Raw genomic sequence first — 12,308 nt, 5'->3', positions numbered from 1 at the left:
TCCAAAAGGCATTTTAAAGTTTTTTACACATAGACTATTGACAACTAAGCGTAAAAAGCGAATAATTTGCCGCCTTCAAAGCACAGTGGCAATATAGCTCAGTTGGTTAGAGCAACGCATTCATAATGCGTGGGTCGCAGGTTCGAATCCCGCTATTGCCACCACTTTGAGGAAAAAAGGTTTTTAGGGGTATCGCCAAGCGGTAAGGCAACGGGTTTTGATCCCGTCATGCGGAGGTTCGAATCCTCCTACCCCTGCCATATTCATGTTGGCAATATAGCTCAGTTGGTTAGAGCAACGCATTCATAATGCGTGGGTCGCAGGTTCGAGTCCCGCTATTGCCACCATACAAAAGACCTGATTTTACAGGGGTATCGCCAAGCGGTAAGGCAACGGGTTTTGATCCCGTCATGCGGAGGTTCGAATCCTCCTACCCCTGCCATCTACTTTAAATCCTTCATTTATCCAAACATTCGTTTTTTGTTACTGACATTTCTGAATTTAATCGTTACTATAAACTCAATGACCCTAACCACGCATTAAGCTATGGTAAACGTAAATTCAATGGATGAGTTAAACGCCTTTTCTGAAGATCTGCCACAAAGCGCCGATCACTCACTTTCAGCATTATTTATCGGCTTTAGTCGCGAATCGGCAGCTAGCTTACAAACCTTGATGCTTTCGGGAAACACCAGCCCGAGATACAAACTCATTAACGATATCGATGCCTTTTCCAGTAGTCTCTCCGAACGAAGCTGGGACATTATTCTATACAGCCACGAGCAAACATCTCATTTAAAAGCTGAACTCGCTGCTGAAAAGCTGCAAGAGCTCAGTAAAGACATTCCTTTTTTATTGCTTGCAGATCCCTACCTGAGCGAAGAAGATCACTCAGAACTGCTTAAAAAAGGCATCAAGCCGATCTTTACTCAATCACAACCCATATTAACCTTGATGTATATCACCCAGGAGATTGAGCAGCTCAATCAACGGCGGCGCTGTCGACTCTTAGAATACCAGCTAGAGAAATACGAAAGCCAAATACAACTCTTAACCGACGACCTAAGATCTGCTGTCTGTTACTTGACTCAGAATGACATTACCTACGCCAATGAAAGCTTTTTTTACCTCTTTGGCTTAGATTTAGAAACGCCGCTTGATGAAATAAGCATCGACACTCTTATTACACCTCCCTCAAAAGAGCTGTTTAAAGAGGCCTTAAATACAGTCAAGACTGAAGACTGCGCTGAAATCGACGTTATGCTTCACATTTTGACCTCAACAAATACAAAAATTGCAGCCAGCGTCAAAATCTCGCAATCCTATGACGAATTCAAAAGTATCCTTCGCCTTGAGTTCAAAGATGAAGCTGCCCAGAGTCCTAGCTTTGTTCATTCGGCCGACCCAATCAGTGGGCTCAGAAATCGTAACTTTTTAATGGCTGAACTGGATAACTGCATTAGCAAAGCCAGCCAAGGTGGACATGACAGTCACCTCCTCTATTTGACTCTAGATGCCTATAAAACAGTATTTGGTGAACATGGCAGCGAAGGAACGGATTTATTGAGCCAACAAATTGGCGATTTTCTTCAAACCTTTCTCGATCCAGAGCTTCACCCCATGTCACATCTTGAGGATGAGGCCTATGGCATCATTCTGCCAAGCTCCAATCTTGAAACAGCACAAAGCATCGCAAAAGACCTCGCATCGTCGATTAGTAAGCTCAGCATTACACTCGGCAATGAGACACTTTCAACGCAATGCTCGATTGGAATTGCCATTTTGAATGAAAACACTGTTCGCAGCAGTGAAGCACTTAGCCGCGCACGTATGGCCGCTAAAGACATCCAGAAAAGAGATGCATCAGGAAACGGTACAAATCTATACCGAAGCCATTCGAGTCTTGTGCGACGAAATAGCCACTACTCAGCCACTGAAGTCATGGTTGATGCAATTAAACACAACCGCTTCACCTTCCTGTTTCAACCGATCGTCCCCCTAAACTGTGATGATCGAATACCGTCTTATGAACTTTTGTTACGCTTAGTTGACGACAAGGGTAAAGAAATGCAACCCAGCACTTTTTTAGACCCCTTGCACAATGACAAACTCTTGAGTCGAATGGACCAGTGGGTCATAGATAAAGCGACGCATCTACTGCGAGATGCCATTATTGATAAACGCCGCAGTCGCTTATTCATCAACATCGCCGGTATCACTTTACGCAATAAATCGACATTAATAAGACTGTCGGAACAATTGCGCAGCCTTCGCCTGCCAGCCGACCACTTGGTGTTTCAGATCAATGAATCCGATGCTTTATCCAGTCCTGAATACTTTAAAGCCTTTGCGAAAGCCCTTAAATCACTCCAGTGCAAAATTTGCTTAAAGCACTATGGCAGCTCATCCGAGTCTCAGCATTTGCTTACTCTCGCCAAACTTGATTTCATAAAACTAGACCCCAACTTCATGAAAGACATACTAAACCAGTCAATGAGCCTTAATCAGCAGCATGAGTTACTCGACCCACTCAAAGAGCGTGACTTAACACTCATCATGCCAATGGTCGAAAGCACTCAAATAATGAGCAATCTGTTTAAACTAGGGATACATTACGTACAGGGATATTACTTACAACCCCCTCGTCCTAAAATGGACTATGTATTTTTTGAAGACTGAACTCCATCCATTTGAACACAAAAGGATGGAGTCTCTAATGGAGAAAATCAGAGGTTAATTAGAGCTCATCTCTGTCACGAAATCCAATCAGATAAAGAATTCCATCCAGTCCCAGAGTTGAGATGGACTGTTTTGCACTCTGCCTTACGACAGGCTTGGCACGAAACGCAATGCCCAACCCAGCAATTGATAGCATCGGTAAATCGTTTGCACCATCTCCTACTGCGATGGTTTGCTCAAGCCGAACACCTTCTTTTTCAGCAATTTCTCGTAACAACTGAGCTTTACGCTCACCATTAACGATTTGCCCTTTCACTTCACCCGTAACCTTACCTTCTTGGATATCAAGCTGATTTGCGTAAACGTAATCGAAACCTAAACGTCTTTGCAAACCCTCTGCAAAGTAGGTAAACCCACCGGAAAGGATCGCTGTTTTAAAGCCCAGAGCTTTAAGTTGAGACACAAGGGTCTCTGCACCTTCGGTTAGCCGCAAACTCTGCGCAATCTCTTCTAGCACACCAGCATCAAGCCCTTTAAGCAAGGCGACACGCTTTCTAAAGCTTTCATTAAAATCCAACTCACCGCGCATCGCAGCCTCAGTGATAGCCGCGACCTGCTCACCGACACCTGCGTAGCGTGCAAGCTCATCAATCACTTCAGCTTCAATCAGAGTTGAATCCATATCAAACACGACTAGGCGTCGATTCCGGCGATAGATGTCATCTTTCTGAAACGCAATATCGACATCGTACTCTGAAGCTGTTTTTAAAAACTCTTCGCGCAGTGCTGACGCATTGGCAGGAATGCCACGTACCGAAAACTCAACACAAGCATTGTTTTTTTGATCAACCAGCTCAGGCTTTAACGAAATACGGCCCGATAGGCGACTAATATTATCAATATTAAGCCCGTGACGTGCCGCAATCTCAGTTACGCTAGCAATATGATTGGCACGGATCCGTCGCCCCAATAGAGTGATGATGTGGCGTGATTTACCTTGCCCATCAACCCAGTTTTCATAGGCTTCATCAGATACAGGCTGGAAACGCACATTCATATCTAACTCATGCGCTTTAAACAGCACATCCCGTAACAGTGGTGATGACTCTGCCTGGACAGGTACCTGAACCAGAATCCCCAATGAAAGGGTGTCATGGATAACCGCCTGCCCTATATCCAAAATATTAACATCAAAGTTAGCCAATATTTGTGTAATACCAGACGTAACGCCCGGCTTATCTTTACCGGAGATTGTAAGTAGGATTATTTCGTTCATTAATTCAGTCTTTAACTAGGCTTTTTTAGCCGCTCTAGGTTTTCTTGAAGACCTTTCCGAAGGCCTTGAACGACCCGAAGGGGCACGCTTGCCATCTTTAGCTGAAGCCTCTTCAACCTTTCCCTTTTTTAGCAGCTCGCGCTTGCTTGGTTTTGGCGGCGCTTTTTGGTTCAAGGTTTCTTCAAGTTCGAAGTCAATTTTACGCTCATCTAAGTCAACACGCACGACCCTGACAGATAAATGATCTCCTAACTTAAAGATTCGACGCGTTCTATCACCAACAAGGCGTTGCTTTGCCGCATCAAAATGATAGTAATCGCTCGGCAAGGCTGTAATATGAACCAAACCTTCGATATAAAGATCTGTTAATTCTACAAACAAACCAAATCCGGTCACCGCAGCCACGACACCTCTATAGTGATTTCCAACTTGATCCAGCATGTACTCACACTTCAACCAAGAAACAACATCACGAGTTGCTTCATCTGCGCGACGCTCTGTCATTGAGCAGTGCTCACCCAACGCCAGCATTTGCTCAATGCTGTAGGTTTTAACAAACGCAGGATTCGGCACAAACCCTGAGGGACGTTCTACCTCTTTAATTCGCTTGCCCGAATGGATCGCGGCACGAATGGTTCGATGCACCAACAAATCAGGGAAACGGCGAATCGGTGAAGTGAAATGTGAGTAAGCTGGATAGGCTAAGCCAAAGTGGCCTTTATTCTCTGGGCTATATACGGCTTGTTGCATTGACCGCAACATCATGGTTTGAATGACATGCTGATCTGGGCGACCTTCAATGGCCGTCGCTAACCGTAAGTAATCCTTCGGCTCAGGTTGGGCACCACCCGGTAAATTCAAGCCTAACTCACTCAAAAAGGCGCGCAAATTCTGCAGACGCTGATCCTTAGGACCCTCATGTATACGGTAGAGTGCTGGCTTCTTGTTTTTCTCAAGAAAGCGTGCAGTTGCCACATTGGCGGACAACATGCATTCTTCAATGATTTTATGCGCTTCATTTCGATGAACCGGAATAATCTCTTCTATTTTACGGTCAGGCCCGAACTGAATACGAGTTTCAACGGTATCAAAATCAATGGCTCCACGCTCATCACGCGCCTTACGTAACGCTTTATACAAACTAAACAACTGCTCTAAATGAGGCACAACCTCTCGGTACTGCTCTTTCAGCTCATCTTGCTGGCCATCCTGAATATCACCCAGTATCGAGGCCATTTTGGTGTAAGTAAGGCGCGCTTTAGAGTTAATCACCGCTTCATAAAAGCGATAGTCCGTGAGCTTACCTGATCGATTCAAGGTCATCTCACACACCATCGCCAAGCGATCGACATGTGGATTCAACGAGCACAAACCATTCGATAAAAGCTCAGGCAGCATTGGCACAACATAGCCTGGGAAATAAACAGAATTTCCACGCTTAATACCTTCTTGATCCAGCGAGCTGTCGGGACGGACATAATAGGACACATCCGCAATCGCCACCCATAAACGCCAGCCGCCTAGACGCTTTTTCTGAGCATACACGGCATCGTCAAAGTCTTTCGCGTCTTCACCATCAATCGTGACAAAAGGCAAATCTCGCAAATCAAAACGGTTTGTCTTGTCGGACTCGGCAACCTCAGGACTTAGATTACTCGCCGCTTCCTGAACATCTGCAGGCCATTCATGAGGAATATCATAGTTGTGGATGGCAACTTTAATCTCCATGCCTTCAGCCATTTGCTCGCCAAGCACTTCTACAACTTTTGCACGCGCTGGCTGACGGCGCGTCGGGTATTGAATAATTTCAGCAACAACCAACTGGCCAGTTTGATACTCTAGCGCCAAGCTTTCATCTGGAACAATGACAACCGACTGTGTGATTTTTTGACTTTCAGGAATTAGCGTACCAAACCCATTTTGACCGTCAAACCGACCAACAAGCTTACGAGTCCCACGCTCTAAGACCTCAACAACCTTGGCCTCTCTACGCCCCTTGGGATCATAACCGACATTTTGCACTAATGCTCGATCACCATCGAACACTTCTTTCATATTGCGGGCGCTCAGGAAGAGATCATCCCCACCTTCATCTGGACGTAAAAAGCCATAACCGTCTCTGTGACCTATCACTCGTCCAGCAATTAAATTCATTTTTTCGATTAAACCGTATTCATTACGGCGGTTTGAGATTAATTGCCCATCACGGCACATGGCAATTAAACGTCGACGGATGGCTTCTCGATCCGTTTCATCGAACAATCCCAACTCATCACACACATTCGCATGAGAAATTGGCGCACCCCATTTCTTAAGAAATTCCGTAATTAATTCACGACTTGGCACAGGGCGCTCGTACTTTTGAGCCTCTAGTTCGGCTGCGGGATCTTTATCAACCCATTTTTTACTCATATGTATTCCATTTTAATTTTATTTCTTGAGGACTCTCATCAGCCTCAGGTACTACCTTAACCCTAACGCCTTCAATCCTCCAGTAAAACATAAAAAAAGCCGGCAACTGCCGGCTTTTTTATTTGATCAAGGAACTTCTTCAACCTCCACGTCTTCTTTCGGTGGTGGCGGGATCAAGTCTTCACGAGAAACCTTCAGCATCAACAAGATATTACCAGCAACGTAGATAGACGAGTAGGTTCCGACAACCACACCTACCAACAATGCAATGGAGAAACCATAGATCATTTCACCACCAAACATCGCCAATACAACCAAAACCAACATCGTCGTTAAAGACGTGACAATGGTTCGACTTAGCGTTTGATTGAGTGAGGTATTCAAGACTTCAGTCGGCTCTTCTACGCGTAAAACACGGAAGTTTTCACGAATTCGATCATAAACAACAATGGTATCGTTAAGTGAATAACCGATAACAGCTAATGCAGCCGCCAAAACCGTCAAATCGAAGTCTATTTGGAATAGAGAGAAGAACCCTAAAACCAAAATAACATCGTGCGCTAACGCCAAGACCGCGCCCACTGAGAATTTAAACTGAAAACGAAAGGCCAAATAGAGCATAACCATGGCAAGTGCCACCAATAAGCCCAATCCTCCCTGTTCTCTCAGTTCTTCTCCCACTTGTGAACCGACAAACTCATTTCGACGCAGCGTCACTGTTTCGTCCGTACTCGCCTGAAGAATACTGAGAATTGTGTTACCCAGCTGAGGATCATGCGCTTCACCCAAGCGAATCAGAATGTCATTCGCAGCACCAAAGGTTTGCACGACAGCGTCGGCATAACCTTCTGCTCGAAGACTCGCTCGAATATCCTCTAACTCAACAGGATTTTCGTAGGTTACCTCAACGAGACTTCCCCCCGTAAAATCAAGACCAAACTTCAAGCCATTGATCGCTAAAGAGCCAATCGAAATAAGAATTAAAAGTATGGAGAAGGCAGCCGCAACTTTGCGCGCCCCCATGAAGTTAAAATCACGTTTAAATTGAATCATCTTTTAACCTCATAACCACAACTTCTGGACTTTACGACCACCATAGGCCAAATTAACCAAGGCACGTGTAATCACAAGCGCAGCAAACATTGAGGTGACAATACCTACCGACAAGGTCACAGCAAAGCCTTTCACTGGCCCAGTACCCATGGCAAACAAAATAATCGCGGCAATAAACGTTGTGACGTTAGCATCCAGTATGGTGCTAAATGCCTGACTAAATCCTGAATGTATGGCGGACTGCACGGGTGTTCCTGTTCGCAGCTCTTCCTTGATCCTTTCAAAGATCAACACATTCGCATCCACCGCCATACCAACGGTTAGAACGATACCGGCAATACCCGGTAGAGTCAGAGTTGCTGACATCAAGGACATAACCGCTATCATTAGGACAAGGTTTAAGGTCAAAGCAATATTTGCTATAAGACCAAAAGCTCTGTAAAAAAGAACCATGAAGACTAAGACCAGAGCAAAACCGATTTTAACAGAGGTCACCCCCATTTCGATGTTTGCCGCACCTAGGCTTGGCCCAATTGTTCGCTCTTCAACAAAGTAAATTGGGGCTGCTAGTGCACCTGCTCTAAGCAACAAGGCTAACTCAGAGGACTCTCTCGGCGAATCCAACCCAGTGATTCTGAAAGAGTTGCCAAGCACACTTTGAATGGTTGCTAATGAAATTAGATGTTTTTCAGTGTACGGAATGCGGCGTTCGACTGGCTCACCGTCAACACGCTCAATCACCGTGCGCGTTTTATGCTCAACAAAGACCACCGCCATTCTACGCTGAATCGCATTACGCGTAACTCGACTCATCATTTGCCCGCCACGCGCATCTAACGTGATGGACACTTGCGGTTGACCATTCTCGTCAAAGGTCGCATTCGCATTGGCTACGCTGGAACCTGTGATGATAATATCTCGCTCTAGCGTTCCTCGACGATTAGGATCGTTGCGGAACTCAAAAACCTCAGTGGCGGCACGACTTGCATCAGACGTTGCCTCTAAACGAAATTCAAGATTGGCCGTTTGACCGATAACACGCTTAGCTGCCGCTGCATCCTGCACGCCAGGTAACTGTACAACAATACGGTTACGCCCTTGCCTCTGCACTAAAGGCTCAGCCACCCCTAACTCATTTACACGATTACGCAGAGTCGTCAAGTTTTGTTGGATCGCATAGTCTTCTATTTCACGAACCGTTTGCTCATTTAAGGTCACGTATAAGAAAAAAGCATCATCGACCTGGGCAGACTCGAACGTAAATTCCAAATAATCACGACGCAAACGAGACAATGCCTGATCACGTGACTCTTGGTCTGCAAAGCGAGCCGCCAACTGACCTGAGCTTTCGTCTAAGTCAACTGAACGATAACGTATGCGCTGCTCACGTAGCGTCGTACGTATATCACTTGCGTATACTTCCAAGCGCTGTGATACCGCTTGAACCGTATCCACTTCCATCAAAAAATGCACACCACCACGAAGATCTAAACCCAATTTCATCGGGCCTGCGCCAATTGCAGTCAACCAATCGGGCGTGGTGGGGGCTAAATTCATCGCAACAACAAAGTTTTCACCTAAGGCTCTTGCCAAGGTTGCTCTTGCGCGCAACTGAGCATCACCATCGGAAAACCTTAGCATTCCTGCGCCGTTTTCTAATTCACTCGACTTAAACGCAATTCCATCACTTTCAAGCGCACGCGCAGCGTTTGACATGACATTTTCATCAACTTGGTGTACCGCTCTCGCGCCTGAGATCTGAACAGCATAGTCCTCAGGAAACAGGTTAGGTGCAGCATAAATACCCGCAACCACCAGCACCAACAAAATCAGTAAATTTTTCCACAAGGGATAACGATTGAGCATGTTGCTCTGTCCTCAGTCATACAAAAAGCGCCACATACCGTGGCGCTTAGGTGTGTCTAGCCTTAGATATCCTTGATCGTACCTTTTGGCAGCTCCGCAGCGACATGTGCTTTCTGGAACTTCAGCTCTACACCGTTACTTACTTCTAACACAACATACGCATCAGTTAAGCGTGTTACTTTACCAATGATGCCACCAGCGGTGATGACTTCATCACCTTTGGCCAATCCATTAATCAATGCTTTATGTTCTTTTGCACGCTTAGACTGCGGGCGCCATAAAAAGAAGTAAAATATCAAGGCAAAACCAACTAAAAACAGCATGTTAAACATGCCTGGGTCCATACCCGCCGCACCTTCTGCATATGCAGGGGAAATCAAGAAGCTCATTAAGGCTTTCTCCTGAGTGTTGTTTAAGAAACAGGTTACTGGTCAGCCAAGGGCGGTGTTTCAAGCCCCCTTGCCCGATAAAAATCATCAACAAAGTCGCACAATTTACCCTGTTCAATCGCTTTGCGCAAACCTGCCATCAGCGTTTGATAGTAATACAAATTATGCAAGGTATTCAGTTGTGCTCCCAGCATCTCACCACATTTATCCAAATGATGGAGATACGCTCGGCTGAAGTTACGACAGGTGTAACAATCACAATTTTCATCTAAAGGCCGCGTATCCGTTTTATTCACAGCGTTTCGAATTTTGACAACCCCTGTCGAAGTAAACAAGAAGCCATTACGCGCATTGCGGGTGGGAATGACGCAATCAAACATATCAACCCCGCGACGAACGGCTTCAACGATATCTTCAGGCTTGCCAACCCCCATTAAATAACGAGGTTTGTTTTCGGGCATTTTATAGGCCAAATGATCAAGTACTTTGATCATTTCGTCTTTAGGCTCTCCCACCGAAAGCCCGCCTATCGCATAACCATCAAAATCTATCTCGGCCAAACCTGCCATAGACTCATCACGCAGTTCTGGATACATCCCGCCTTGGACAATGCCAAACAAGGCCGAAGGACTGTCACCATGAGCATCCTTTGAACGACGCGCCCAACGTAAAGACATACGCATAGACTTAGCCGCTTCTTCTTCAGTTGCAGGATAGGGCGTACACTCATCAAAGATCATGACAATGTCAGAACCTAATGCCTTTTGCACTTCCATCGAGCGCTCTGGACTTAAAAAAACCTTACTGCCATCGACCGGGGACTGAAAAGAAACGCCCTCTTCCGTGATTTTACGCATTTTGCCAAGACTGAACACTTGAAAGCCACCCGAATCCGTTAAAATCGGGCCCTGCCACTGCATAAAATTATGCAAATCACCGTGAAGATTTATGATATCCGTACCTGGCCTCAGCATGAGGTGAAAGGTATTTCCCAATATAATTTGAGCGCCAAGGGCTTTAATATCCCTTGGTAACATGCCTTTAACCGTTCCATACGTACCCACGGGCATAAAAGCAGGTGTTTCAACGGTGCCGCGCGGAAAGGTTAAGCGTGCTCGACGCGCTTTTCCATCGGTTGCCAGTTGTTCAAACTGCATAAAACACTGTCTGCTCACACTAATTCCTCTGACTGGGTAAGACGCGTTAAAAACATGGCATCTCCATAACTAAAAAAACGGTAACGTTGTTCAATGGCGTCTTGATAAGCCCGCATTATATTGTCATACCCTGAAAAAGCAGACACCAACATCAACAACGTGGACTCAGGCAAATGAAAGTTGGTGATTAACGCATCCACACTTTTGAACTCATAGCCTGGGTAAATAAAAATCTGACTGTCTCCATAAAACGGCGCGATTTCACCCGATTGGCTCGCACTTTCTAGCGAGCGAACACTCGTTGTCCCTACTGCAATGACACGTTTTCCACGCGCACGTGCCGCTTTCACTGCATCGACAACAACGTCTGGCACCTCAATGTATTCGGCATGCATCACATGATCTTCAATACGATCCACTTTTACCGGTTGAAAGGTCCCTGCTCCTACATGGAGGGTCACAAAGGCAATATCAACCCCTTTATGCTTAAGTGCATCTAATAAAGCTTGGTCAAAATGCAATCCAGCGGTTGGTGCCGCAACGGCTCCAGGCTTACGATTGTATACCGTTTGATAACGTTCACGATCCGACGCCTGATCCTCACGCTGCATGTACGGAGGCAAGGGTATATGACCAACGGCTTCTAACACCTCCAGCAAATGACCCTCAATATGAAAACTAAGTTCAAATAAATTATCTTTGCGCCCGGTAACTTCAGCGTCCACTCCACCTTCTAGCTGCAATCGACTGCCAGGCTTTGGAGAACGGCTTGAGCGCACATGTGCCAACGCAGTTGTAGGTGTTAACACTCGTTCTATTAAAACTTCAACTTTGCCACCACTGGCTTTTTGACCATGGAGGCGCGCCGGTATCACGCGAGTGTCATTAAAAACCAATAAATCACCCGGTGTTAACAGTTCAAGAATGTCACTGAAAATACGATGCTGAAGACGACCCGCTTGGGCATCAAGACATAACAGCCGACTTTGTGAACGCTCCTGCAAAGGAAATCGAGCAATCAATTCATCTGGCAACTCAAAATAAAAATCACGAACACGCATAGGGCTTCTTCATTACTTAAAAGGTGCCGTATTTTAACTGATTAAAATTTTTTTTTCAGTCATGATTGACCTTCTTGTGAAAGTCTCTATAATGCGCACCACGAAATGCTTAGTAAGTTACGAATTACGCCAGTGTGGTGGAATTGGTAGACACGATGGATTCAAAATCCATTGCCCTTAAAAGCGTGCCGGTTCGAGTCCGGCCACTGGTACCACGTAATGTTGGCTTACCTGGGTATTTCAATCCTCAGATACATTTCAATTCTTCGATAAAATCAGCCTTAAAAAACATCCAATCGACGCAATTTATTGTTCGCTTTAAAACTTGATCTGCATCAGATTAATTTCATTTTAGGACCTAAGACTTACCACTAGATTGACAGTTTCGTTTTTTATCCCTATTTTGTCTTGTCTT

At 45.4% G+C, this 12,308-nt stretch carries 8 protein-coding genes and 5 tRNA genes; 6 read left to right on the top strand and 7 right to left on the bottom strand.

The window, feature by feature from the left end; translation table 11 throughout:
- The first annotated feature begins 87 nt into the window (after positions 1-87).
- The 5 genes from DN062_RS00290 to DN062_RS00270 all read left to right on the top strand — a co-directional run bounded on the left by DN062_RS00290 (position 88) and on the right by DN062_RS00270 (position 2,679).
- A tRNA-Met gene (locus DN062_RS00290) sits at positions 88-164 on the top strand.
- 21 nt (positions 165-185) lie between these two features.
- Positions 186-260: transfer RNA gene (locus DN062_RS00285), tRNA-Gln, on the top strand.
- A gap of 10 nt (positions 261-270) precedes the next feature.
- Positions 271-347: transfer RNA gene (locus tag DN062_RS00280), tRNA-Met, on the top strand.
- Positions 348-367: 20 nt separating this feature from the next.
- Positions 368-442 (top strand) — tRNA-Gln (locus DN062_RS00275).
- A gap of 122 nt (positions 443-564) precedes the next feature.
- On the top strand, positions 565-2,679 hold the full coding sequence (locus DN062_RS00270) for an EAL domain-containing protein (protein ID WP_162301222.1): 2,115 nt from the start codon (positions 565-567) through the stop codon (positions 2,677-2,679).
- A gap of 58 nt (positions 2,680-2,737) precedes the next feature.
- Here DN062_RS00270 and serB read toward each other — a convergent pair whose 3' ends face one another.
- The 7 genes from serB to queA all read right to left on the bottom strand — a co-directional run bounded on the left by serB (position 2,738) and on the right by queA (position 11,893).
- Positions 2,738-3,955 carry a phosphoserine phosphatase SerB gene (serB, locus tag DN062_RS00265; RefSeq protein WP_112156556.1) on the bottom strand — a complete coding sequence of 406 codons (1,218 nt, stop codon included), beginning with the start codon at positions 3,953-3,955 and terminating at the stop codon, positions 2,738-2,740.
- 15 nt (positions 3,956-3,970) lie between these two features.
- Positions 3,971-6,367: a ribonuclease R gene (gene rnr / locus DN062_RS00260; RefSeq protein ID WP_112156555.1), complete on the bottom strand. Its 2,397-nt coding sequence runs from the start codon at positions 6,365-6,367 to the stop codon at positions 3,971-3,973.
- A 126-nt stretch (positions 6,368-6,493) separates the two neighbouring features.
- Positions 6,494-7,420, bottom strand: coding sequence for a protein translocase subunit SecF (secF, locus tag DN062_RS00255; protein WP_112156554.1), 927 nt, complete (start codon positions 7,418-7,420; stop codon positions 6,494-6,496).
- 9 nt (positions 7,421-7,429) lie between these two features.
- Positions 7,430-9,286: a protein translocase subunit SecD gene (gene secD, locus DN062_RS00250; RefSeq protein WP_112156553.1), complete on the bottom strand. Its 1,857-nt coding sequence runs from the start codon at positions 9,284-9,286 to the stop codon at positions 7,430-7,432.
- 62 nt (positions 9,287-9,348) lie between these two features.
- Positions 9,349-9,675 carry a preprotein translocase subunit YajC gene (yajC, locus tag DN062_RS00245; RefSeq protein WP_112156552.1) on the bottom strand — a complete coding sequence of 109 codons (327 nt, stop codon included), beginning with the start codon at positions 9,673-9,675 and terminating at the stop codon, positions 9,349-9,351.
- 35 nt (positions 9,676-9,710) lie between these two features.
- Positions 9,711-10,832, bottom strand: a complete 1,122-nt coding sequence (gene tgt, locus DN062_RS00240) for a tRNA guanosine(34) transglycosylase Tgt (RefSeq protein WP_112156551.1) — start codon at positions 10,830-10,832, stop codon at positions 9,711-9,713.
- Between the two features lie 14 nt (positions 10,833-10,846).
- Positions 10,847-11,893, bottom strand: coding sequence for a tRNA preQ1(34) S-adenosylmethionine ribosyltransferase-isomerase QueA (gene queA / locus DN062_RS00235; RefSeq protein WP_112156550.1), 1,047 nt, complete (start codon positions 11,891-11,893; stop codon positions 10,847-10,849).
- Between the two features lie 128 nt (positions 11,894-12,021).
- Here queA and DN062_RS00230 point away from each other — a divergent pair.
- A tRNA-Leu gene (locus DN062_RS00230) sits at positions 12,022-12,108 on the top strand.
- The last annotated feature ends 200 nt before the right edge of the window (positions 12,109-12,308 follow it).

Source organism: Nitrincola tibetensis, from assembly GCF_003284585.1.
Lineage (GTDB): Bacteria > Pseudomonadota > Gammaproteobacteria > Pseudomonadales > Balneatricaceae > Nitrincola > Nitrincola tibetensis.
The sequence above is the reverse complement of the archived record's forward strand: the minus strand, read 5'-3'. Positions and strand labels throughout refer to the sequence as shown.

Coding starts and splice junctions, on each gene's coding strand:
- DN062_RS00270 (WP_162301222.1), top strand. CDS start 565: ATGGATGAGTTAAACGCCTTTTCTGAAGATCTGCCACAAAGCGCCGAT.
- serB (WP_112156556.1), bottom strand. CDS start 3,955: ATGAACGAAATAATCCTACTTACAATCTCCGGTAAAGATAAGCCGGGC.
- rnr (WP_112156555.1), bottom strand. CDS start 6,367: ATGAGTAAAAAATGGGTTGATAAAGATCCCGCAGCCGAACTAGAGGCT.
- secF (WP_112156554.1), bottom strand. CDS start 7,420: ATGATTCAATTTAAACGTGATTTTAACTTCATGGGGGCGCGCAAAGTT.
- secD (WP_112156553.1), bottom strand. CDS start 9,286: ATGCTCAATCGTTATCCCTTGTGGAAAAATTTACTGATTTTGTTGGTG.
- yajC (WP_112156552.1), bottom strand. CDS start 9,675: ATGAGCTTCTTGATTTCCCCTGCATATGCAGAAGGTGCGGCGGGTATG.
- tgt (WP_112156551.1), bottom strand. CDS start 10,832: ATGCAGTTTGAACAACTGGCAACCGATGGAAAAGCGCGTCGAGCACGC.
- queA (WP_112156550.1), bottom strand. CDS start 11,893: ATGCGTGTTCGTGATTTTTATTTTGAGTTGCCAGATGAATTGATTGCT.